This window comes from Paroceanicella profunda, assembly GCF_005887635.2.
Taxonomy (GTDB): domain Bacteria; phylum Pseudomonadota; class Alphaproteobacteria; order Rhodobacterales; family Rhodobacteraceae; genus Paroceanicella; species Paroceanicella profunda.
In genome coordinates this window covers 3,126,791-3,150,455 of sequence record NZ_CP040818.1, presented here as the reverse complement: position 1 = coordinate 3,150,455, position 23,665 = coordinate 3,126,791, and the positions used below count along the sequence as shown (strand labels likewise).

Annotated in this window: 17 protein-coding genes and 1 riboswitch; of the genes, 4 read left to right on the top strand and 13 right to left on the bottom strand. The window is 71.3% G+C overall.

The features are described 5' to 3' along the window. Window positions 1-207 precede the first annotated feature (207 nt). From FDP22_RS14045 to FDP22_RS13995, 11 genes are all read right to left on the bottom strand, one after another. The gene (locus FDP22_RS14045) at window positions 208-1,134 is read right to left on the bottom strand and encodes an ArgK/MeaB family GTPase (protein ID WP_170317705.1); all 927 of its coding nucleotides are present in this window, start codon (window positions 1,132-1,134) and stop codon (window positions 208-210) included. Next, the gene (gene ppdK / locus FDP22_RS14040) at window positions 1,131-3,761 is read right to left on the bottom strand and encodes a pyruvate, phosphate dikinase (RefSeq protein ID WP_138574602.1); all 2,631 of its coding nucleotides are present in this window, start codon (window positions 3,759-3,761) and stop codon (window positions 1,131-1,133) included. Before ppdK ends, FDP22_RS14045 begins: the two co-directional genes overlap by 4 nt. 131 nt (window positions 3,762-3,892) lie before the next feature. Beyond that, window positions 3,893-6,163, bottom strand: coding sequence for a glycine--tRNA ligase subunit beta (gene glyS / locus FDP22_RS14035; protein ID WP_138574600.1), 2,271 nt, complete (start codon window positions 6,161-6,163; stop codon window positions 3,893-3,895). 4 nt (window positions 6,164-6,167) lie between these two features. Beyond that, window positions 6,168-6,743 (bottom strand): DUF6446 family protein, encoded by a 576-nt coding sequence (locus FDP22_RS14030; protein ID WP_138574598.1) that lies wholly within the window; start codon window positions 6,741-6,743, stop codon window positions 6,168-6,170. Window positions 6,744-6,750: 7 nt separating this feature from the next. Next, complete coding sequence (locus tag FDP22_RS14025) at window positions 6,751-7,683, bottom strand: glycine--tRNA ligase subunit alpha (protein WP_138574596.1); 933 nt, start codon at window positions 7,681-7,683, stop codon at window positions 6,751-6,753. 82 nt (window positions 7,684-7,765) lie between these two features. Continuing rightward, a complete protein-coding gene (locus FDP22_RS14020) occupies window positions 7,766-9,214 on the bottom strand; it encodes a TrkH family potassium uptake protein (RefSeq protein WP_138574594.1) in 1,449 nt (482 codons plus the stop codon). A 701-nt stretch (window positions 9,215-9,915) separates the two neighbouring features. Continuing rightward, window positions 9,916-10,551: a GTP cyclohydrolase I FolE gene (gene folE, locus FDP22_RS14015; protein ID WP_138574592.1), complete on the bottom strand. Its 636-nt coding sequence runs from the start codon at window positions 10,549-10,551 to the stop codon at window positions 9,916-9,918. 447 nt (window positions 10,552-10,998) lie between these two features. Beyond that, window positions 10,999-12,189: an O-succinylhomoserine sulfhydrylase gene (gene metZ, locus FDP22_RS14010; RefSeq protein ID WP_138574590.1), complete on the bottom strand. Its 1,191-nt coding sequence runs from the start codon at window positions 12,187-12,189 to the stop codon at window positions 10,999-11,001. Between the two features lie 60 nt (window positions 12,190-12,249). After that, a riboswitch (SAM riboswitch) is annotated at window positions 12,250-12,329 on the bottom strand. Between the two features lie 193 nt (window positions 12,330-12,522). Next, window positions 12,523-14,064 carry an inorganic phosphate transporter gene (locus FDP22_RS14005; protein WP_138574588.1) on the bottom strand — a complete coding sequence of 514 codons (1,542 nt, stop codon included), beginning with the start codon at window positions 14,062-14,064 and terminating at the stop codon, window positions 12,523-12,525. A gap of 60 nt (window positions 14,065-14,124) precedes the next feature. Next, window positions 14,125-14,550 carry an NUDIX hydrolase gene (locus FDP22_RS14000; RefSeq protein WP_346728823.1) on the bottom strand — a complete coding sequence of 142 codons (426 nt, stop codon included), beginning with the start codon at window positions 14,548-14,550 and terminating at the stop codon, window positions 14,125-14,127. 243 nt (window positions 14,551-14,793) lie between these two features. After that, window positions 14,794-15,180, bottom strand: a complete 387-nt coding sequence (locus FDP22_RS13995) for a MerR family DNA-binding protein (RefSeq protein WP_138574586.1) — start codon at window positions 15,178-15,180, stop codon at window positions 14,794-14,796. A gap of 125 nt (window positions 15,181-15,305) precedes the next feature. Here FDP22_RS13995 and FDP22_RS13990 point away from each other — a divergent pair, with 125 nt between their 5' ends. After that, complete coding sequence (locus tag FDP22_RS13990) at window positions 15,306-17,747, top strand: heavy metal translocating P-type ATPase (protein WP_138574584.1); 2,442 nt, start codon at window positions 15,306-15,308, stop codon at window positions 17,745-17,747. Window positions 17,748-18,592: 845 nt separating this feature from the next. Here FDP22_RS13990 and FDP22_RS13985 read toward each other — a convergent pair. Next, the gene (locus FDP22_RS13985; RefSeq protein ID WP_138574582.1) at window positions 18,593-20,287 is read right to left on the bottom strand and encodes an acyl-CoA dehydrogenase family protein; all 1,695 of its coding nucleotides are present in this window, start codon (window positions 20,285-20,287) and stop codon (window positions 18,593-18,595) included. Window positions 20,288-20,416: 129 nt separating this feature from the next. Between FDP22_RS13985 and FDP22_RS13980 the strand changes: the two genes are divergently transcribed. Genes FDP22_RS13980 through FDP22_RS13970 form a run of 3 tightly spaced genes read left to right on the top strand, consistent with a single transcriptional unit; the run spans window position 20,417 to window position 22,544 of the window. Then, the gene (locus tag FDP22_RS13980) at window positions 20,417-21,193 is read left to right on the top strand and encodes a crotonase/enoyl-CoA hydratase family protein (protein ID WP_138574580.1); all 777 of its coding nucleotides are present in this window, start codon (window positions 20,417-20,419) and stop codon (window positions 21,191-21,193) included. After that, window positions 21,190-21,681 (top strand): MarR family winged helix-turn-helix transcriptional regulator, encoded by a 492-nt coding sequence (locus FDP22_RS13975; protein ID WP_138574578.1) that lies wholly within the window; start codon window positions 21,190-21,192, stop codon window positions 21,679-21,681. Before FDP22_RS13980 ends, FDP22_RS13975 begins: the two co-directional genes overlap by 4 nt. Continuing rightward, window positions 21,678-22,544, top strand: coding sequence for an amidohydrolase family protein (locus FDP22_RS13970; protein ID WP_138574576.1), 867 nt, complete (start codon window positions 21,678-21,680; stop codon window positions 22,542-22,544). Before FDP22_RS13975 ends, FDP22_RS13970 begins: the two co-directional genes overlap by 4 nt. Before the next feature lie 7 nt (window positions 22,545-22,551). Here the strand turns inward: FDP22_RS13970 and FDP22_RS13965 are convergent, their stop codons facing one another. Next, a complete protein-coding gene (locus FDP22_RS13965) occupies window positions 22,552-23,295 on the bottom strand; it encodes a sulfite exporter TauE/SafE family protein (protein ID WP_138574574.1) in 744 nt (247 codons plus the stop codon). Between the last annotated feature and the right edge of the window lie 370 nt (window positions 23,296-23,665).

Here is a 23,665-nt window from a genome sequence, read left to right as displayed (position 1 = left end):
AGTGATCGTGCTTTCATGGTCTTCCCACCGTCGTCCGGAGTGCTCAATGCGCCAACCGAATGGCCCCTGCACCGCCTATCGCAATTTTCTAACGCCCGCAGACCATACCCAACCGGCCTCAACTGTAAACGGTCGTTTCGCCGCAAACGGTAGCTGCGTCGTGAAAACGCGCGAGATTGTCGCTGAATCAAGTGCCAATTCAGCCGGTTATCGGGAGGGCTGAAGACGCGTCCACAAGCGCGCCGACAGCCCGGATCGGGCTGAAAAAGGCGCCATCTTAGGGCAACGCAGGTCCTGGCCGAGAAGTTCCAGCCCGAATCGCCCCCAATCCGTGCGAATCTGTGACCGGAGCCACATGTTGGCGGCCTGCTCACGGCGGCCGTCATTCACCCCGGGTGCCAGTTCGAGAACAGTGCCCAGAACCCGGTCCAGGCCCGACCCGTCATTTGCGGAAACAATCACCACGCCGGGCGCGGGAATACCGGTCTGCCGGGCGGCGAGGGAGAGCGCGCCGGCAAGGTCCGAGGCGGTGCGCCGGGCCGGGGCGCCGGTGTCTCCCTTGGTCACCAGAACGAGGTCCGGCGTCTCCATGATCCCGGCCTTCATGAACTGCAGCGCGTCCCCCGCGCCGGGCTGGGAACACAGGATCGTAAGGTCCGCGAGTTCCGATATTTCCGTCTCGGACTGGCCGACACCCACGGTCTCCACGATGACGATGTCGAACAGCGCGCGCATCAGCACCATGGCCGGAAAGGTCACCTCCGCCACGCCGCCCAGCCGGTCGCGCGCGGCCATGGAGCGCATGAAGACGCCCTGGTCCTCCGGGTCATGGGTCATCCGGGTGCGGTCCCCCAGCAGCGCCCCGCCGGAGCGGCGCGAGGACGGATCGACGGCGATGATCCCCAGCGTGTGCCCGGCCCCGCGCACCCGCGGTACCAGTGCGTTCACCAGGGTGGACTTGCCCACCCCCGGCGGGCCGGTGAAGCCGAGGGTGACCCCGCGCGGCGCGGCAAAGGCCGCGTCCAGCAGGGCCACGGTTTCCGGCGCATCCGGCGCGCTCTCGATGCGTGACAGCGCCCGGGCCAGGCCCGCCTTGCCGGCGCCGCGCAGGGCTTCCAGCGCGGCCGAGGTCACCGGCCGGCCTTCACCAGCAGGGCGGCCTGGGCCGCGGCCAGCCGGGCAATCGGCGTGCGGTAGGGCGAGCAGGACACGTAGTCGAAGCCGAGCAGTTCGCAGAAGCGCACCGAGGCCGGGTCCCCCGCATGTTCGCCGCAGATGCCCAGCACCACGTCCGGGTTCGCCTTGCGTCCGCGCCGCGAGGCGATGAGCAGCAGTTCGCCCACGCCCTCCAGGTCCAGCGCATGGAACGGGTCTTCCGGGTAGACGCCCTGGTTCACGTAGTCGCGCATGAAGCGGCCGGCGTCGTCGCGGCTCAGCCCGTAGGTCATCTGGGTGAGGTCGTTGGTGCCGAAGCTCATGAAGCTCGCGGTGCGCGCCAGATCGCCGGCGCGCAGGGCGGCGCGCGGGGTCTCCACCATCACGCCCAGCCGGTACTCCAGCCGCGCCCCGGTCTCGCGCTCCACGTCGCGCGCCACCGCCTCGATGCGCGCCTTCACCAGCTCCACCTCCCGCGCGGCGGAGACCAGCGGGATCATGATTTCCGGGATCACCGGCGCCTCGGCGCGGGAGTTCACCTCCAGCACCGCCTCGAAGATCGCCCGGGCCTGCATCTCGTAGATCTCGGGCATGGTGACGGCGAGGCGCACGCCGCGCATCCCCAGCATCGGGTTGAATTCCTGAAGCTGTTCAGCACGATGGATGATGTGGCTCACGGGCAGGTCCATCTGCTCTGCCAGCTCGCGCATCTCGTCGCGCGAGTGCGGCAGGAACTCGTGCAGCGGCGGATCGAGCAGGCGGATGGTCACCTGCAGCCCGGCCATGATCTCGAACAGTTCCACGAAATCGCCGCGCTGCATGGGCAGCAGGCGGTCCAGCGCGCCGCGCCGCTCCTCCACCGTCTCGGCCAGGATCATCTCGCGCATCACGTTGATGCGGGCCTCGTCGAAGAACATCTGCTCGGTGCGGCACAGCCCGATGCCGTCCACCTCGAAGGCCCGGGCGGTGCGGGCGTCCTGCGGGGTGTCGGCGTTGGCGCGCACGCGCATGCGGCGGGTGGCGTCGGCCCAGCCCATCAGCGTGCCGAAGGCGCCGGAGATTTCCGGCTGGATCATCTCCGCCGCCCCCGCCAGCGCCTCCCCGCGTGAGCCGTCCACGGTGATGATGTCGCCCTCGTGGAACATTCGCCCGTCCGCGCAGCGCAGGGTGCCGGCCTTCATGTCGAGCCGGATGTCGGTGACGCCCACCACGCAGGGAAGGCCCAGCCCGCGCGCGATCACCGCCGCGTGGCTGGTCATGCCGCCGCGCACGGTGAGCAGGCCGGAGGCCGCGTGCATGCCGCGGATGTCCTCCGGGCTGGTCTCCACCCGCACAAGGATGGTCTCCACCTCCTGGGCGGCGAGGCTCATCGCCGCCTCCGGCGAGAACACGATGCGGCCCGAGGCGGCGCCCGGGCTCGCGGCCAGGCCGCGGCCGATCGGGTCACGCCGGTGCGAGGGGTCGATCTGCGGGTGCAGGTGCTCGTTGAGCGAGCGCGGGTCGATGCGCAGCAGCGCCTGCTCGCGGGTGATGGCACCTTGCTCGACCAGGTCCACCACCACGCGCACCGCCGCACGGGCCGAGCGCCGGGCCGGCACAGCGTCCAGCACATGCAGCACGCCGCTCTCGATGGTGAACTGCACGTCGAACACGTCGCCCAGCCCGTGCGCCACCAGCCGCCCGGCCATCTGCAGCGCTTCCGTGGCGAGCGGACAGCTCTCCTCCAGCGATTGCCCGGAGATCCCCAGCGCCTCGCGCTCCGCCCGGCACAGCAGCACCGGCGTGCGCAGCCCCATCATCGCGTCCAGCCCCTGGGCCTGCGCCAGATAGCGGCCGTTCAGCCCGGGCCTGCCGGTTTTCTCCTCGATGAAATGCGCGATCCCCGCTCCGGAATTCCCGGAGCAGAGCCCCAGCGCCATGCGCTGCGCGATCAGCGCGAGGCCGGCATCGGCGGGCGCGCCCTTGGCCTGGCGCAGCAGCTTGGCGGAGGGGCGGTTCCAGCCCTTCGCGGCGGCTTCCAGCGCGGCCTTCAGCTGGGTTGCCGGGTCCTGCGGGAAGGGCTGGCCCACCTCCTCCAGGTAGAAGGCGCGGTAATCGTCCAGCAACACCTTGAGGTCGCCCACGGAGAGCGCCTCCTCGCTCTCCACCCCGGCGAGCTTCAGCCGGTCATAGAGGATGTTCTCGAGGTCTTCCGCGTCGATCCCCGCCACGCCCGCGCCCCAGGACTGGATGAGCCGGCGGTAGAGGTCCAGCGCCTGGCGCTGCCCCACCCGGGCGGCGAGCGCGGGCAAGTTCGCGTCGGTGATGCCGATGTTGAGGATGGCCTGCGGCCCGCCCCAGTCCCGCTGCAGCGGGCTGGAGCGCACGGCCAGCAGCGTATCCGCCCCGAGACTGTCCAGCGCCCGGCTCAAATGCGGCTCCAGCACCGTGTTCGCGCCATGGCGGCCCATGTCGGCCACGAGGTCGAAGGGCAGCACGACGCCGCGGGGCACCGGAACCCCGAGCTGTGCCATCCGCGCCAGCCGCGCGCCACGCTCTCCGCTCACCTCCGGGTCGCAGGAGGCGGGATCACGCAGGTTCAGGGTTCTGTCAGCGGATTCGGTCACGGTGGGCTCCCCATCCCGGCGGTCCCGGGCTTGTTTTCATTGCAGTGCAGCATAATGGGGAAAACTGCCCGCGTGAAGGCCCGTGTGACGCGGACCCGACCTTGGTCGGGCCCGTCCACCGATCCCGGCCCTCAGCCCTCGATGGCCGAGAGCACCGCCACCTGTTCCGTCACCTTGCGCACCCGGTGCAGCAGGCACAGCCGGTTGCGCCGCACGATCTGGTTGTCCGAATTCACCACCACCTTGTCGAAGAACGCATCGATCGGCGCGCGCAGCGTGGCGAGCGCGGTCATCGCGGCGGCGAAATCCTGCGCCTGCAGGGCGCGGGCGATCTCCGGCTCGGCGCTGTCGAGGGCGGCGAAGAGCGCCTTCTCCTCGGCGCTCTCGGCGAATTTCGGGTTCGGGTCGAGCGAATACTCCACCCCGTCCTTCTTCTCCTCGGCGGTGAGGATGTTGTTGGCGCGCTTGTAGCCGGCGAGCAGGTTCGCGCCCTCCTCCGTCTCAAGCCCGGCCTGCAAGGCCTTGACGCGCTTGATGAGGGTGACGAGGTCGTCCTGCCCGCCAAGCGCGAAGCAGGCGTCCAGGATGTCATGGCGCACGCCCTCGCCGCGCAGGTGCACCTTCAGCCGGTCGGCGAAGAAGGCCAGCAGGCTGGCGCGCATCGCCTCGAAGCGCGCCTCCTGCTTGAAATTGTGCAGGCCCATCTGCCGGTCGGCGATGAACTCGGCCTGTTCCTGGGTGGCCTCCAGCGCCTCGAACTGCTCGCGGTCCTCGCCCTCGCCCAGCAGGCGGGAGAGATCGGCCGCGCCCAGCAGGTCGGACTGGATCTGCTCGATGAGCCTCGGGCGGCCGATGCGCTGGTAGACGGCGACATAGGCGTCCCGCGCGGCATTCACCAGCTCTCCCAGCGGCACGGAGACGCCGTTGTCGAGGATGAGCCGGATCACACCAAGCGCCGCGCGGCGCAGGGCGTAGGGGTCCTTCGAGCCGGTGGGCTTCTCGTCGATGGCCCAGAATCCGGCCAGGGTGTCGATCTTGTCCGCCAGCGCCACGGCCACGGACACCGGCGCCTTCGGCACGGCGTCGGACGGCCCGAGCGGCGAGTAATGCTCCTGCGCGGCGGCGGCGACATCCTCCGCCAGCCCGGCGTGGCGGGCGTAGTAGCTGCCCATGAGCCCCTGCAGTTCCGGGAATTCATAGACCATTTCCGAGCAGAGATCGGCCTTGGCCACCTTCGCGGCCTGCGCCGCCCGGTCCGGGTCCGCGCCCACCAGCGGGGCGATGGTGCGCGCGAGGATGGCGAGCCGCTCCACCCGCGCACCCTGGCTGCCCAGCCGGTTGTGGAAGGTCACGTTGAACAGCGGCGCGGCCATCGCCTCCAGCCCCTGGCGCTCCACGGTGCGCAGGTCGTTCTCCCAGAAGAACTTCGCGTCGGAGAGGCGGGCGGCCAGCACCTTGCCGTTGCCGTGCAGGATGGTGGCGCCATTGTCGGCGGTCTCGCGGTTCGCCACCGTCACGTATTTCTCGATGCGGCCGGTCTTCGGGTTCCTCACCGAGAAGAACTTCTGGTGCTCGCGCATCGAGGTCTGCAGCACTTCGGGCGGCAGGCCGAGGAAGGCCTCGCGGATCTCGCCCATCAGCACCACCGGGAACTCGACGAGGCCGGAGACCTCCGCCAGCAGCGCCTTGTCCTCCACCAGCTCCAGCCCCTGCGCGAAGGCCTGGGCGGAGGCGTCAGCCCAGATGTGCTCGGCGCGGTCCTCCGGGTTCAGCATCACCCTGGCGCGGGTGAGCTTCGCCTCGTAATCCTCGAAGGAGGTTACGGAAAAGCGGCCCGGCGCCATGAAGCGGTGGCCTTCGGTGGTGGCGCCGGCCCGGATGCCGTCCACCTCCAGCGGCACCACGCGGGCGCCGGCCTCGTCCGACAGGATGCACAGGATGGAGTGCAGCGGGCGCACCCAGCGCAGCGTGCCGGCGCCCCAGCGCATGGATTTCGGCCAGGGGAAGGTGCGGATGGCCGCTTCCAGAACCTCGGCGATCACCTCCTCGGCCGGGCGGCCGGGGCGGTCGATGACGGCGAACCACACCTGGCCCTTCTTGTCATCGCGCGCGACAAGCTGGTCCTTCGTCAGGCCGGTGGAGCGCAGGAAGCCTTCCAGCGCCTTCTCGGGCGCATCGGTGCGCGGGCCCTTGCGCTCCTCCCGGGTGGCGCGGGTCATCGCCGGCAGGTCCTGGAGGGCCAGGGTGAGGCGGCGCGGCGTGGCGAAGCCGGCGGCGGAGGCATAGGTGAGGCCGGCCTCCACGAGACCGTCGGTCACCAGCTTGCGCAGGTCCGCCACGGCGCCCGCCTGCATGCGCGCGGGAATTTCCTCGGAGAAGAGCTCGATCAGAAGGTCAGCCATGGGGTCAGTCCCGGTACTTTTCGTTGAGCTGGCGCCAGAGATAGGCGCGGCCGTCGGGATAGACGGCGATGATGCGTTCGAAATCCTGCGGCTCGTTGCTGCCGGCAAGGTAGGCGGTGGCGCGGCCGGCGGCGAGGTCGTCGGTGAGCGCGGCCTGGTCGTAGCAATCGAACCAGTCCGGCGTGCCCAGCGGCGTGGCGTCGCCGGCCAGCGGCACGTCCGCGACATCCGCGGGGTCCAGCGTGAAGCAGGCGCGCAGCTTCAGCGGGCTGTTGCCGTCGAGGCCGGTGTAGCCGGAGACCGGAATCTCCCGCCCCGCAACCGTCACCTGCCCCAGCCCCTCCACCCTGTCGTACCAGGCATGGGTCTGGTTCCACCACAGCGCGATGCCGAACACCAGCGCGAAGCCGAACAGGCCGATGCCCAGCGTGCGGCCGCTGAGCGTGGCCGAGCGCCGGTCCGGACGCCCTGCCCGCCGCCGCTCGGTGAGGGAGATCAGTGCCACGACGCCGAGCACGATCACCGCCAGCGGCAGGACGATGTAGAGCAGGAGCCAGGGGATGAAGCCGAGGTCGCTCATGCGCGGGTCACGCGGCCTCCCCGCTCCAGCCGCCGGCCTCCGTGGTCACGAAGGCATCGGCGCAGAGCTTGGCGAGCGCGCGCACCCGGCCGATATAGGCCTGGCGCTCGGTCACCGAGATCACCCCCCGCGCGTCGAGCAGGTTGAACAGGTGGCTCGCCTTGATGCACTGGTCGTAGGCCGGGTGGGCCATCACGATGCGCTTGCCGGTCTTGGGGTCCTCGGCCGGGGCCTCCAGGGTGCGGCGACACTCCGCCTCAGCATCCTCGAAATGCTTCAGCAGGCTGTCGGTGTCGGCCTGGTCGAAGTTCCAGCGGCTGTATTCCTGCTCGGTCTGGCGGTAGACGTCGCCGTAGCTGAGCGGGATGGGCGCGGCGGGGTCGTTGAAGGGCATGTCCATAACGTGGTCGATGCCCAGCACGTACATCGCGAGGCGCTCCAGCCCGTAGGTGAGCTCACCGGAGACCGGCTTGCAGTCATGCCCGCCCACCTGCTGGAAATAGGTGAACTGCGAGACCTCCATGCCGTCGCACCACACTTCCCAGCCGAGGCCCCAGGCGCCCAGCGTCGGGCTCTCCCAGTCGTCCTCCACGAAGCGGATGTCATGCAGGGCCATGTCGATGCCGATGGCCTCGAGGCTGCCGAGGTAGAGGGCCTGCAGGTCCGGCGGGCTCGGTTTAATCAGCACCTGGTACTGGTAGTAGTGCTGCAGGCGGTTGGGGTTCTCGCCGTAGCGCCCGTCCGTGGGGCGGCGGGAGGGCTGAACATAGGCGGCCGCCCAGGCCTTCGAGCCGAGTGCGCGCAGGGTGGTGGCCGGGTGGAAGGTGCCCGCCCCCACCTCCATGTCATAGGGCTGCAGCATGGCGCAGCCCTTGCCGGCCCAGTAGGTCTGCAGTCGCAGGATGATTTCCTGGAAGGAACGCGGTGCGGTCATGGTCATGTTCGGGCCTCCTGCCCCCCGGTGTCTCGGGCCTGTCTCGGGCGCGCGGACCATAGGCGCGCGGCATGGGAGGGTCAATTGCTCAGTCGCGCCAGAACCGCGCGGTGAACAGCACGTAGACGGCGAAGATCTCCAGCCGCCCGATCAGCATCGCCGCCGCGAGCACCCATTTCACCGGCGCATCCAGCGTGGCGAAATTGCCCGCCGGCCCGATCACGGTGCCCAGCCCCGGGCCCACGTTCGCCAGCGCCGTCGCGGCGCCGGAGACGGCGGTGATCGTGTTGAGCCCCAGCAGCCCCAGCACCACCGCGAGCGCCGCCAGCGTGAAGCCGAACAGCACGAAGAAGGCCATCACGGAATCGATCACGTCGCGCGGCACCGGCCGCCCGTCATAGCGCGGCACGAACACGCCGTGCGGCGAGTGGATCATCCGGATCTGGCTGCGCACCGCGGAGAGCGCGATCTGGAAGCGGAAGATCTTGATCGAGCAGCAGGTCGAGCCCGTGCAGCCGCCCAGCAGCCCGATGAAGAAGAACAGCGCCACCGGGAAGGTGCCCCATTGCATGTAGTCCACGGAGGCGAAACCCGTGCCGGAGATGATCGAGGTGATGTTGAACAGCGCCTCGCGGAAGGCGGGCTCCGGCGCGTCGCCGAGGCTGATCATGCGGTAGGCCGTCACCACCCCCACCAGCGCGACCACGATGCCGAGGAAGGCGCGCACCTGGGGGTCGCGCATCAGCGGCCGGGCCGTGCCCGCGACGATCTGGACGTAGCGCACGAAGGGCAGGCTCGCCAGCAGCATGAACACCGAGGCCACGTATTCCGGCCGGCCCTGGAACACGCCGAAGGAGGCGTCGTAATTGGCGAAACCGCCGGTGGAGATGGTGGTCATCGCATGCACGATGGCGTCGAAGAAGCTCATGCCCACCGCCTCGTAGGCGATCATGCACACGAAGGTGAACAGCAGGTAGACCCAGAACACCGAGCCGGCGATCTCCGCCGCGCGCGGCAGGATCTTGCCCATGGTGTCGAACCCCTCGGAGCGGAAATACTGCATGCCGCCCACCTTCATGGAGGGCAGGAAGGCGATGGCGACCACGATGATCCCGATGCCGCCCATCCATTGCAGCAGCCCGCGCCACAGCTGCGCCCCGGCCGGCAGCGCCTCCAGCCCGACGAGCACCGTGGAGCCGGTGGTGGTGAGGCCGGAGACCGCCTCGAAATAGGCATCGGTGAAGCTGGCGCCCGGCGCCCCGGCCATCAGCGGCAGGCCGGCGAAGACCGGCAGGATCACCCATGTGAGGGTGGTGAGCAGGAAGGTCTGCTGGATGCTCAGCCCCGGGCGCCGGGCCTCGCGGCACCCCAGCACCATCCCCGCGCCCGACACCATGGTGAGGAACCCGCAGATCGCGAAGGCGGCCCAGTTGTCGTTGCCCTGCGTGAGGTCGGCGGCCATCGGCAGCAGCATCGCGGCCCCGAGGCCCGCGATCAGGATTCCGATGACGAAGAGAACGGGGCGCGGGTCGATCATGCGGAAGCCTTGGAGGGCGCCGGACGGCCTGTCAAGCAGCCGGGGCGCGCCGCAGGGTCGCGGCCCGCCCCCGCGCGCGGGCCGCAGGGTCCTGCTCCCCGGAGGTAAGGGGCGGCACGTCGCCTTTTGCAGCCCGCTCCCGCACCGGGCACGCAAGGCCTTGCGGCGGCCGGATCTCCCGTCCCTCCCCGCGCCGTGGCCGGGGAACCCCCGGCCCGATCATCGGCGCACCCGCACCCTGCCCCGGTGCGTCTCCGCCGCGCCGCGACGGCCGGCGGCAATGCCCTCCGGCGGGCAGTTGGAGCCCCCGTCCCGGCGGCCGAAGTGCATGGACGTCGTGCATCCGCCGGCCGGCCCTGCATCGGACGCGCGCCATCCCGTGCAGCGCGCCGCGCCGGCCACGTGCCGGCGGGCCCGGGCAGAGCACGGGCACGGGCAGGCCTGCTGAGCCAGCGCGAAGGGCGCGCCCGTTCCGGCCCCCTGACGGCGCGCCGGGAACAAGGGCACGCTGGCCCGGGGGCTGCGGCTGCGAACGGATGGAGGGGATGTGCCTGCGCGCGCGACAGTGGCGGCAGCGGCGGCAGCGGCGGTGGCGGGCGGTGGCGCGCCGTGGCGGGACCGGCCTGCGGACGCCATGATGCGTCGCGGGGGGCCTGCGGGTGGGGAGACGGGGCGGCACCGGTCGGGCCGCCCCGTCCGGTTCAGCTCAGCCGGTTCGTCGGGTTGCCGATGATGCTGAGGAACTCCTTCCGGGTGCGATCGTCCTCGCGGAAGATGCCGAGCATGGTGGAGGTGACCATGGACACGCCCGGCTTGTGCACACCGCGGGTGGACATGCAGTGGTGCTCGCCCTCCACGACCACGGCCACGCCGATCGGGCGCAGCACCTCGTAGAGGGTGGTGGCGATCTGCGCGGTCATCTTTTCCTGCACCTGCAGGCGCTTGGAGAAGGCGTCGACCACGCGCGCGAGCTTGGAGATGCCCACCACGCGGTCCGTGGGAATGTAGCCCACATGGGCCTTGCCGATGATCGGCGCCATGTGGTGCTCGCAGTAGCTTTCGAAGCGGATGTCGCGCAGCACGACCATCTCGTCATAGCCTTCGACTTCCTCGAAGGTGCGCTGGAGCATCAGGGCCGGATCTTCGCTGTAGCCCCGGAACCACTGTTCATAGGCGCGCGCAACGCGGCCCGGCGTGTCCAGAAGGCCCTCGCGGGTCGGGTCATCGCCCGCCCACCGCAACAGAAGGCGAACGGCTGCCTCGGCTTCCTCGCGAGTCGGTCGCTGCTGCACCGGCCCCTCCTCTTCCGGGTCGATCCCGGTGTTTTGTACGTTCATATTTCAATCCCCTCGGGCCTGCTGCCGACCGGACAGCACCCAAATAAATACGCGGGCTCACCGTGTCCGGATCACCCGCCGAAACAGATCAACGACAGGTAGCCAAACAGAGTTAGCAGATCGCAACTTCCCGGACACCCCCCCAAATCGCGCCCCGCGCGCAGGAAATGCGCGGGACACGTGCGCGTAATAGAGCCCGGTTTGCAGCCGCAGGGTGCGCCCCCGGCCCGGCCCTGCCAGTGCGCTTTCCCACACCCCGCGACACGCGCGCAGCCGAAGCGCTCTCCACCGAAGCCGAAGCCTTGCGGACCCTGCCGGAGCGCGGAGGCACCCTGCCCGATGCCGGGGCCAGGCCACGAAGGGGTGAACACGGCTGGGTCGGGCACGCTGGCGAGGCCCCATGCGGGGCGCGCGCCCCGGTGCACGGCCCCGTTCCGACCGGTTCCGTCAGCCGGCCGCGGCGTCCAGGGCGCGGGTGATGTCGGCGGCCAGGTCCTCGGGCGCCTCGATGCCGACGGAGAGCCGCAGCAGGCCCGGCGTGATGCCCAGCTCGGCGCGCAGCTCCTCGCTCAGCCGCTGGTGGGTGGTGGTGGCGGGATGGGTGATGAGGCTCTTCGCATCGCCCAGGTTGTTGGAGATCAGCACCAGCTCCAGCGCCTTGAGGAAGCGGAAGGCCGCTTCCTTGCCGCCCTTGAGGTCGAAGGAGAGCATGGTGCCCCCCGCCGTCATCTGCCGGGCGGCGACGGCGGTCTGCGGGTGGTCGGCGCGGCCGGGATAGAGCACCTTCGCCACGGCGGGATGGGCGGCGAGCGTCTCCGCCAGATGGGCGGCGCCGGCGGCCTGCGCGCGGCAGCGCAGGTCCAGCGTCTCCAGCCCCTTGAGCATCACCCAGGCGTTGAACGGGCTGAGGGAGGCGCCGGTGTGCTTGAGATAGGTCTCCAGCTCCTCGCGGACGAATTTCGTGCTGCCCAGCACCACGCCGCCGAGGCAGCGCCCCTGCCCGTCGATGTGCTTGGTGGCGGAATAGACCACCACGTCCGCGCCCAGCTCCAGCGAGCGCTGGAAGATCGGCGTGGCGAAGACGTTGTCGACCACCACCCGCGCGCCAACGGCATGGGCGACTTCCGCCACCGCCGGAATGTCGATCACCTCCAGCGTGGGGTTGGAGAGCGCCTCGAAGAACACCAGCTTGGTGTCCGGGCGCACCGCGGCGCGCCAGGCCTCGATATCGGTGCCGTCGACCAGGGTCACCTCCACGCCGAAGCGCGGCAGCAGGGTTTCCACGATGTAAAGGCAGGAGCCGAACAGCGCCCTGGCCGAGACGATGTGATCGCCCGCCTTGAGCTGACAGAACAGCGCGCCGTTGACCGCGGCCATGCCGGTGGCGGTGGCGAAGCAATCCTCCGCGCCCTCCAGCGCCGCCACCCGCTCCTCGAACATCCGCACCGTGGGGTTGGCATAGCGCGAATAGATGAAGCCCTCTTCCTCGATCTCGCCCTTGAAGCGGGCCTCCGCCGTCTCCCCGTCCGGGTAGACATAGCCCTGGGTGAGGAAGATCGCCTCGGAGGTTTCCCCGTACTGGCTGCGGCGGGTGCCGGCATGTACGAGGTTCGTGCGGGTTGTCCAGCTGTTGCTCATCGCGCTGTTACCGGGCGGCGCCCGGCCTTTCATAGTCAAAAGCCCCGACCGTCGGATCGGGGCTGAAGCGCCTCGACCTCTTTAGCGGCATGTTTAACGTGGCCCGCAATCCGGTCATCCAAATCGCCACAGGGTGCTGTGTAAAACCTTTCCGTTTGCTGTGCAAGCGCGGCTGCGCACGCCTGTGTGACCCCGCTCACGCACCCGCCCCGGGGCCCGACTGCGCCTCCCGTCCGACCGGTGCCGCCAGGTCCGGGCGGCGCCGGAGCGTGCGGGAGAGCCTTGCTCCGCGCCCCCGGCCCCGGGCCGGAGCCGGCGCGTGCGTCGGACACTTCAGCGGATGAAAGTGTGCAGGAACAGGTAGATGAACGCCGAGAGGATGGCGGAGGCCGGCACGGTGACCGCCCAGGCGGCCAGGATGGTGACCACATGCGAGCGGCGCACCAGCCGGCGGTTGGAGAGTTCCTCGACATTGGGCTCCTCGGCGTCGCCCTTGCCGGAGGGTTTGCGGCTGTGCCTGCGGCCGCGCGCCAGCGACCATTCGCGGCTGAAGCCCACGCCGAACAGCGCCCCGATCGCAGTGTGGGTGGAGCTGACGGGCAGCCCCACGGAGGAGGCCGCCAGAACGATGAGCGCCGAGGCCAGCAGCACGCAGAAGCTGCGCGCCGGGTTCAGCCGGGTGATCTCGTGCCCGACCAGCCGCACCAGCCGCGGGCCGAACAGCAGCATGCCCAACGAGATGCCCCCCGCGCCCGCCGCCATCGCCCATCCGGGCAGGCCGGCAATCGCGCCCGGCCCGGCCGGCCCGCCGGCGCCGATGATCGCGGCCAGCGGCCCGACGACATTGGCCACGTCGTTCGCACCATGCGCGAAGGACAGCAGCGCCGCCGACAGCACCAGCGGCAGGGCGAAGAGGTGCCGCAGGTCGCGGTTGCGATTCTCCAGCCCGCGCGCGCGCCGCGCGATCACCGGCCAGGTGAGCAGCGCTCCGGCCACGCCGAAGGCCAGACCGGTCGCCCCCGCGGCCAGCGGCGTGGAATCGGTGACGGGGCCGATGCCCTTCACCTCGGCGTAACTGGCGAAACAGCCGATCGTCACGCCCGTCATCACCGGCACCCAGAGGCGGGCGGCGGCGATCTTCTCCTCGCGCTCCAGGATCACCGTGTTCACGAAGAGCAGCATGCCCGCGGCCACCGCGCCGCTCAGCAGCGGCGAGGCGAGCCACCCGGCGGCCACCATGCTCAGCGCGCCCCAGTTCACCGCGCCGAGGCCGGCGAAGAGCGCCCCGCTTCCCGCCACGGCGCCGACCACGCAATGGGTGGTCGAAACCGGCGCGCCCAGCAGCGTGGCAATGTTGAGCCAGAGCGCCGCCGCCGCCAGGGCCGCGATCATCGCCAGGATGAAATCCTCCGCCGCGGCGCCGGGCGGCACCCGCACCAGCCCGGAGCCCACGGTGGCGGCCACGTCGCCCCCCGCCAGCACCGCGCCCAGCACCTCGCAGCCCGCCGCGAGCAGCAGCGCCGCCCCCATCGGCAGCACCCGCGAGCCGACCAGCGGGCCCATGTTGTTGGCCACGTCATTGGCGCCGATGTTGAGGGCGAGAAAGGTGCCCAGCGTCAGCGCCACCGGCAGCATCAGCCCCTGCGCGCTGCCATGGAACAGCACCGCCCCGGCCAGCGCCGCGACCAGCAGCGCCACCAGCGCCAGCCCCGGCGCCACCAGCGGGCGCGACAGGTAGAGCGTGGCCTGCTCCAGCCGGCCGATGCGGCGCAGGTCCTTGTCCACGGTGGTGAGCTTGCCGGACGCCGCCGCGCCGTGGGCACGGGGCGGCGCTGCGGGGCCGGAGCGGTTGCGCGGCGGCGGGGGCTCAGCCATGCCGCCCTCCCTGGTGCCGGCCCGGCTGCGGGCCTGAACATGCGCGCCCCTCCCAGGGGGTCAGGACATCACCCCGACAGCCGCGGCAGGCGGGCTGCTGTCCGCGCCCGGGCTGCGGCGTGTCTCCACCTCCCGCTCCGGCGCGCGGAAGCCTGTCAGCAGGGTCTGCAATCCCGGCTCGGCCACCAGCTCCGCCGCGCGCACCGGGCTGTGCCAGGCAAGCCGGCGCTGGCCCTGTTCGGGATATCGCTCCAGCATCCGTGTCACCCGCACGGCATAGACCGCCGCCTCGCAGGGCAGCGGCAGGCCGCTGTCGAGGATCTTGTCATAGGCATAGCGCCCCACAGGCTCCGGCCCGGCCTCGCCCTCCACCCCGGCTTCCTCATAGGCCTCGCGCAGCGCCGCGCCGGCGCCGCTCAGCCCCTTGATCGGCCAGCCCTTGGGCAGCACCCAGCGCCCGGTGCCCCGGCTGGTGATGAGCAGCACCTCGGTCCGGTCTCCGCTGCCACGGTGACACAGCGCCGCAACCTGCAGCGCAGGGGGACGGGGAGATATCGTCGCCTTGAGGAGGGAGATCAGACGTTTGAACGGCACTGCGGAATAAACCTCTTCGGCCCGGGTTCTTGTGTGACGCTGAGGGGGCGGCGTGATGCAGTCCTGTTACCTGCGGGCCCGACCTCGCGGAGATTAGGTCAATAAGATGACCTGTTTATGAACATTGTCCAGCGCTCAGCCGCCGGAAAGCCCCTCCAGGATCCCGCAATCGGCACCGTCGTCGCCCCGGCAGGTGTCCAGCAGGGCGGCGAGGCTGCCGCGCATCTCCTTCAGGTCGCGGATCTTGGCGTCGATGCTGGCGAGACGCTCGCGCGCAAGGCGCTTCACATCCGCCGAGGCACGGTGCGCGTCCTCCTGCAGGGCGAGCAGCGAGCGGCAGTCCTCCACGCCGAATCCGAGGTTGCGCGCCCGCCCGATCAGCGCGAGCCGGGCCGCGTCCGCCTCGGAGAAATCCCGGTAGCCGTTTCCGGCCCGGCGCGGGGCGATCAGCCCGATCTGCTCGTAGAACCGGATGGTGCGGGGCGGAACGCCGCTGCGTCCCGAAGCTTCGGCGATGTTCATGGCGGTCTCCTCTGCCGGGGATCTGACAGTCCGGGGAGTCGCGGAAAAATCTCGCGGCACGGCCTTGACCTTCCAGTTAGTGGAAGCCCCATCTTCCTGCAAGACATGCGTAGAAGGAGGCGGCCATGCGAGCTGAACATACATCCGGGACAGACGTGATCCGCGACCCGGTCTGCGGCATGCACGTGAATCCGGACGCGGGAAAGCCCCGCCACGTGCATGACGGCGAGACCTTCCATTTCTGCTCGCAGGGCTGCCATGACAAGTTCGCGGCCGATCCGGAGGCCTGGCGCTGGTCCGACGACCCCGTCACCGGCCATCGCGTGGCGAGGGCCCATGCGGCGCTGATGGAGAAGCACGCGGGCAAGCGCTACTATTTCGAGAGCGAGGACAGCCGGACACGCTTCCTCGCCGCGCCGGACAGCTTCGCCGAAGCCCCCGAGCCCGCGCCCGAGGGCGTGCTCTACACCTGCCCGATGGACCCCGAGATCGTGCAGGACCACCCGGGAGACTGCCCGGTCTGCGGCATGGCGCTGGAACCGATGATCCCCAGCGCGGAGGCCGGACCCAACCCCGAGCTGATCGACTTCCGCCGCCGGCTCACCATCGCGGCCCCCCTGGCAGCGGCGGTGTTCGTGCTGGAGATGGGCGGCCACGCCGGCATCCCCTTCGCGGAGTGGCTGGGCCCGCGGGTGCTGCTGTGGCTGGAATTCCTGCTGGCCACGCCGGTGGTGCTGTGGCTGTCGCTGCCGCTCCTGCGGCGGGGCTGGAAGTCCATCGTGAACCGCAGTCCGAACATGTGGACGCTGATCCTGCTGGGCACCGGGGCCGCCTATCTCTACAGCCTCGTCGGCACGCTGGCGCCGGGCATCTTCCCAGACGCCCTGCGCGACGGGCACGGCATGGTGCCGGTCTACTACGAGGCCGCCGCGGTGATCCTGGTGCTGGTGCTCATCGGCCAGGTGATGGAGCTGAGCGCGCGCGAGCGCACGGGGGATGCGATCCGCGCCCTGATGAACCTCGCGCCGAAGACCGCCCGCCGCCTGCGCGACGGGGCGGACGAGGACGTGCCCATCGAGGCGCTGCGCAAGGGCGACCTGCTCCGGGTGCGCCCGGGCGAGGCGGTGCCGGTGGACGGCGAGATCACCGAAGGCGGCTCGGCCGTGGACGAGAGCCTGCTCACCGGCGAGCCGATCCCGGTGGAGAAATCCGCGGGAGACCCGGTCACCGGCGGCACGCTGAACCGCACCGGCAGCTTCGTGATGCGCACCGGGCGCGTGGGCTCGGAGACCGTGCTCGCCCGCATCGTGCAGATGGTGGCCGAGGCGCAGCGCAGCCGCGCGCCGATCCAGGGCCTGGCGGACCGGGTGGCCCGGGTCTTCGTGCCCGCCGTGGTGTGCATCGCCGCGCTGGCCTTCGTCCTGTGGCTGGCCTTCGGCCCCGCGCCGGCGCTTGCCCATGCGGTGGTGGCGGCGGTGAGCGTGCTGATCATCGCCTGCCCCTGCGCGCTGGGGCTGGCCACGCCGATGTCGATCATGGTCGCCACCGGGCGCGGGGCGCAGGCCGGCGTGCTGGTGCGCAACGCCGAGGCGCTGGAGCGTTTCGCGAGCGCGGACGTGCTGATCGTCGACAAGACCGGCACGCTCACCGAGGGGCGCCCGGCGCTCACCGATGTCGCGGGCCTGGACGGCGTGACGGAGGAGGAGGTGCTGCGGCTGGCCGCGGCGCTGGAGCGCGGCTCGGAGCATCCGCTGGCCGAGGCGATCCTGTCCGGCGCGAAGGCGCGTGACATCGCGCTGCCCGAGGCGACCGGTTTCGAGGCGGTGACGGGCCGCGGCGTGCGCGGCACCGTCGAGGGCCGCGCCGTGGCGCTGGGCAATGCCGCCCTGCTTGCCGATATCGGCCTTAGTGAGGACGCGCTCTCGGCGCGCGCGGAGAGCCTGCGCGACGCGGGGCGCACGGTGATGTTCCTGGCGGTGGACGGCCGGCTCGCCGGGTTCGTCGCCGTGGCCGACCCGATCCGCGAGAGCGCCCCGGAGGCGCTGGAGACCCTGCACGCCCACGGGCTGCGCGTGGTCATGGCGACGGGCGACAATGCCCGCACCGCCGCGGCCGTGGCCGGCAAGCTGGGGCTGGAGGAGGTCCACGCCGGGATGAGCCCGCAGGACAAGGCCGATCTCGTCGCCCGGCTGCGCGGCGAGGGCCTGTCGGTGGCCATGGCCGGGGACGGGGTGAACGACGCCCCTGCCCTCGCCGCCGCCGACGTGGGCATCGCGATGGGCACCGGGGCGGATGTCGCGGTTCAGAGCGCGGGCCTCACCCTGCTCAAGGGCGACCTGCGCGGCCTGCTGCGCGCCCGGCGTCTGGCCGAGGCGACGATCGCGAACATCCGCCAGAACCTCGCCTTCGCCTTCGTCTACAACGCGGCCGGGGTGCCGATCGCGGCGGGCCTGCTCTACCCGTTCACCGGAACCATGCTGTCGCCGATCATCGCCGCCGTGGCGATGTCGCTCTCCTCGGTCTCGGTCATCGGCAACGCCCTGCGCCTGCGCCACAGGACGCTCTGACCCCCGGCGCTCCGCCCGCCCCTGACGCAGGCGGAGCGACGGATTCGACGGCCACCCGCGCGCCCCGGCGGACGTGCCCGGCGTCCCCGCGGTGCGCCCCGGCGGACGTGCGGGGGGTGCCACCGCGTACCCCGACGGACGTGCAAAGCTTCCCACCGCGTGCTCAGACGGGCCTGCGCCGCTATCCACTGCGCGCCACTCCGGGGCCGCCCACGGTGGAACGGCCCTGCCCGGGCCTGCACGGATCGCCCTTACCACGCGCCGCGCAGGCCCCCGGGTGCCCCGAGCTTGCCCCACTCCGCGACTGCGCGACACATCGCTCCCTGATCCCCTTTCGCGCGCGCTGATGGCGTCACCACGCCGTCCCCATGCGGAACGCACAAGGCACCGCAACGCCGCCCCTGTCCAGCGCTGCACGGGGTATCGCACTCACCCCGTCCGGGCTCGCGCACGGCAGCACCTTCTCGTACCCCTTCGCAAACGCGCAAGGCTGCCGCCCCTCACGCCCCCTTCGCAGGCGTGCAGGGCGGCAGCCCCGCAGCCCTGCCGGAGCCGCGCGGGGCGGCGGACCGGCGCCCTGGCCCATGCCGCGCGGGCCGTCAGGCCTCGAACACCCGGTCGTATATCGCCGCGCCGGCGCTGACGTGATCCGCCTGCCGGGCGAATAACGCCGGCAGCTCCGGCGGCTGGCAAGCGCCACAAGCTACAGGCCACAGGCCACAGGCCACAGGCCACAGGCCACAGGCCACGAGGCGCCACACCTCCTCCAGCCGTGCAAGGCAGCCCTCCGTGTCTCCTTTCGCAGACGCGCGGGCGGCGGGCCCGCGCCCTTGCCGTGCGCACCGTCAGGCCCCGAACACCCGGTCGTAAATCTCCGCCCCGGCGCGGGCGCGGGCCGCCGCCAGGGCGAATTCCGCCGGCAACTCCGCCAGCCGGCAGGCGCCGAGGGCCGCGAGGTGCCGCGCCCCGGGCTCCTCCAGCCGCGCGAGGCGCAGCGCCATCCAGGCCGAGGTCGCGCACCAGGCCGCGCGCAGGAAGCCGTCCGCCCCGGCCTCCGCCGCGCGCGGGTCCGCCCGCAGCGCCGACATCTCGCCCGCCAGCGCCACCAGCCCGGCGAGGATCTCCGCCGCCGCCCGGCCCGGCGCATCGTCGGCCGCCGCGATCTCGGCGGCCATGCGCGCGTGCAGCACCTCCAGGCCGCGGCCCGCATCGCGCCACAGCCGGCGGCCCAGCAGGTCGAGCGCCTGCATGCCCGTGGTGCCTTCGTAGATGGCGAAGATACGGCTGTCGCGCAGCCCGCGCTCCACCGGCCATTCCCGGGTGTAGCCGGCACCGCCCAGCACCTGCAGCGCCGCGCCGGAGACATCGAAGCCGGTCTCCGCGCCGAAGGTCTTGGCCTGCGGCAGCAGCCAGCCGGCCAGCGCGGCATGCTCGGCACGGGCCGCCGCGTCGGGCTCCATCCGGGCTAGGTCCAGCACGCAGCCCAGTTCCAGCACCAGCGCGCGCAGCACCTCGGTGCGCGCCGCCATGCCCGCCAGCATCCGGCGCACGTCCGCATGGTCCAGGATCGGCACGGCGGGGGCCTCGGCCGGCCCGCCCTGCCGGCGCTCGGCGGCATAGGCGCGCGCGGTATCGACCGCCGCGCTGGCGATCCCCAGCCCCTGGTTGGCGGTGAGCAGGCGCATGCGCTCGATCATGGTGAACATCTGCGAGAGGCCGCGCCCCGGCACGCCGATCAACCGGGCTTCCGCCTCCTCGAAGGCCAGCGCGCAGGTGGGCGAGCCGTGCAGGCCCAGCTTCTCCTCGATGCGCAGGGTGTGCACCGCGTTGCGGCTGCCGTCCTCGCGCGTCGAGGGCACGAGGAACAGCGACAGGCCGCGCGTGCCCTCCGCCGCGCCCTCCACCCGCGCCAGCAGGCAATGCCCGATGCGCGGCGTGAGGTCATGGTCCCCGAAGGAAATCCAGATCTTCTGGCCGGTGATGTGCCACCCGCCACCCGGCGCGGGGCGCGCGCGGGTGCGGATGCGCCCCACGTCGGAGCCCGCGTCCGGCTCGGAGATGCAGATGGTCGCCGCCCAGTCGCCGCCGGCCAGTCTCGGCACCCAGGTGTCGCGCAGGCCCGCGTCGGCGTGCTCAGCCAGCAGCACCGCGGCGCAGCGGCTGGGGCCGGGCGCCATCACGAAGGCCGGGCAGGCCCGGTCGAAGAAGGTCTGGCAGGCGGTGTGCAGGGCGAGCGGCAGCCCCTGGCCGCCGAGCGCCTCCGGCAGGTCCATCCCGATCCAGCCGCCCTCCCCGAGCGCGTGGAACGCGGCGCGAAACCCCTTCGGCGTCCGCACCCGGCCCGCCTCCAGCCGGCAGCCCTCGCGGTCGGCGACGGCGTCGAGCGGGGCGACCACCGCCTCCGCCAGCTTCGCCGCCTCCCCGATCACCGCCGCGGCCAGGGTGTCATCCACCTCGCCGTGAAGCTGCGCCACCCGCGCCCAGCCCGGCGTGCACGCCAGAAGACGGCAGGTGGTCTCGACCTGTGAGGCATAGGACATGGCGGGCTCTCTTCGTGATGCGGCAGTGGCGTTTTCCCTGACGGGGACGTTGACACGGGCCCCGCATTTTGTCTACATGGAAACAATCTACGCGGAAACAGATCCGCTCCAGACCCTGCCGGAGGCGCCATGTCGGAAGAGTTTCTCACCTATGAACTGGACGGCGACATCGCGCTGATCGGGCTGAACCGCCCGGAGAAGCGCAACGCCATCTCCGACACTTTCGTTGAGGCCATCGCCTCCGTGGCGCTGCGCGCCGAGGCGGACGCCAAGGCGGCGGTGCTCTTCGGCCACGGACAGCACTTCTGCGCCGGGCTCGACCTGTCCGAACACGCGAAGAAGACTCCCATCGAGGGCGTCCACGGCTCGCGCCGCTGGCACCGGGTGTTCGACCTCATCCAGCGCGGCACCATCCCCTGGGTCTCCGCGCTGCACGGCGCGGTGGTGGGCGGCGGGCTGGAACTTGCGGCCTCCACCCACCTGCGCGTGGCCGAGGAAGGCGCGTTCTTCGCCCTTCCGGAGGGCCAGCGCGGCATCTACGTGGGCGGTGGCGGCTCGGTGCGCATCGCCCGGCTGATGAGCGTGGCGCGGATGACGGACCTGATGCTCACCGGCCGGGTGCTCTCGGCCGCGGAGGGCGAGCGCTGGAACCTCGTGCAATACGTGGTGCCCGAAGGCGGCGCGCGCGCGAAGGCGCTGGAGCTGGCGCGCAAGGCCGCCGGCAACGCCTATCTTTCGAACTACGCCGTCATCAACGCGCTGCCGCGCATCCAGGACATGAGCCAGGAGGACGGGCTCTTCGTGGAGAGCTTCATCTCCTCCTTCACCGCCACCAGCCCGGAAGCGGAAGAGCGGCTGCGCGCCTTTCTCGAAAAGCGCGCCGCGAAGCTCGACCGCCCGGCATGAGCGGGCCCGCCCCGCGCGCGCCGGCGCCCCTGCCGGCCGCCGCGCCGGGGGCGGACCTGTCGCGCTTCCACGACAGCCTGGGCTTCCTGCTGCGCCTGTCGCAGCAGCGCAACTTCGCGCGGTTCTTCGCCACGCTCGGCCCGCTGGACCTCACGCCGGGCGCCTTCACCATCCTGCTGGCGCTGCGCGACAACCCCGGCCTGCGGCAGGGCGTGCTGGCCAAGGCGCTGATGATCAAGCGCGCGAACATGGCCAAGATCGTGCGGGTTCTGGCCGACCGCGGGCTGGTGGCGCGCCAGGTGCCGGAGGACGACCGCCGGGCCGTGGAGCTGATCCTCACTGCGCAGGGCGCCGCCTTTGTTGCCGCGCGGGAGGCGGCCTTCTTCAGGCATGACCGCGAGAGTTCACCGGAACTCACTGAACAGGAACGAAAAACACTGCTTGGCCTGCTGCGCAAACTTGCCGGCAGAGAGGGAGACGCCCCATGAACTTCGATGACATCATCGCGCTGGACATCCACACCCACGCGGAAGAACCCTGCGGCTGTCATCCCGATGACGGCTATGACGACTTCCAGGCCGGAATGTCGAAGTATTTCAAGACCTGGTACGAGCATCCTCCCACGGTGCGCGAAACCGCGGCCTATTACCGCGACCGCAAGATCGGCTGCGTGATCTTCCCGGTGGACGCGGAGCGCGAGACCGGGTTCCGTCGCTACAAGAACGAGGAAGTGGCGGAAATCGCGGCAGAAAACGCGGATGTGATGATCCCCTTCGCCTCCATCGACCCGCACAAGGGCAAGCTGGGCGCCCGCGAGGCCCGGCGCCTGGTGCGCGAGCACGGCGTGAAGGGCTTCAAGTTCCACCCCACCATGCAGGGGTTCTACCCCAATGACCGCATGGCCTACGGGCTCTACGAGGCCATCGTGGAGGAAGGCGGCGTCTGCCTGTTCCATACCGGGCAGACCGGGGTCGGCTCCGGCATGCCCGGCGGCATGGGGATGCGGCTGAAGTACTCCAACCCGATGTATCTCGACGACGTGGCGGTGGATTTCCCCGACATGAAGATCATCCTCGCCCACCCCTCCTTCCCCTGGCAGGAGGAGGCGCTCTCGGTGGCCCAGCACAAGCCGAATGTCTACATCGACCTCTCCGGCTGGTCGCCGAAGTATTTCCCGAAGATCCTGGTGCAATACGCGAATTCGATCCTGAGGAAGAAGATGCTCTTCGGCTCCGACTGGCCGGTGATCACGCCCGACCGCTGGCTGGCCGATTTCGAGAAGATCGACATCCGCGAGGAGGTGCGCCCGCTGATCCTGAAGGAGAACGCCCGCCGCCTGCTGGGCATGTGAGGCGGCCTCAGAGCAGCTCCAGCACCCCCTTCACCCCCGTGGCCGCCGCCATCGCCCCCAGCATGCCGAGGGCGGCGGCCCGGTAGCCGCGGTCCGAGGTGCGCCGGAAGATCCAGGCGCCCAGCGAGGTGCCGGCGAGCAGGCAGGGCAGCGCCACCGCCGTCTCCACCAGCGCCTCGCGGTCCACCCGCCCCTGCCAGATGAGCCCCGGCAGCGCGAAGAGCGAGGTGATGAAGAAGAACACCATGAGCGAGGCGCGCGCCGTGGCCGGCGGCGTGGGCGCGCTGAGGTAATAGGCCACGGCCGGCGGCCCGGGCATCGCCGCGATGCCGGAGAACAGCCCGGAGAGGAAGCCCGCCGGAAGCGCCACCCGTGCCCCGCCCATCACCGGCAGCGCCGGCTTGCGGACGAGAAACACCAGCGCGCCGGACACGATGAGCGCGATGAGGATGCGCATGGTCGCCGGGTCCGCCCGGTCCAGCACCGCAAGGCCGAAGGGCGTGCCCGCCAGCGCCCCCGCCGCGAGCATGCCCACCGAGCCGCGATGCACATGGTGGCGCATCACCACGCAATCGCGGAACCCGACAAGGCATTGCAGCAGGATGGCGATGGGAATGGCGCGCTCCGGCGGCAGGAACAGCCCGATCATCGGCACCGCCGCCATGGCGAAGCCGAACCCGGTGATCCCGCGCAGCACCGCGGCGAGAAAGGTCGCCCCGGCGATGATGACCAGCGTGTCAGCAGGGATCATGCTGCGCGGCTCCGCCCCGCCGGGCCGAAGCAGGCGCAGTCGCCCCCGCCCCCGGCCTCGCGTGCCGCGGCCGCACCGCCCTGTCCCATGGGCGCTTCATGTCCGACCTGCCCGCCCGCGGCGCTCCGCGGTGCAGTCGCAACTCCCTGTCCCATCGGCGCTTCATCCCCGTCCTGCACGTCCGTGCCCCGCCCGACGCCCTGTCGGCGGCGCGGCATGACCCACCCCGGGGGCAGCCCCCGGTTCCGCCTGCAGCCTAGGCCCGCCTCGGCCCGGCGCACAGGGCCAGGTCTCCGAGACCGGCTGGGCCAGCGCGCCGCCGGGCCCCCGGCACGGTGGCGAGCGCCGAGCGGGGGCTCAATGCCCCCCG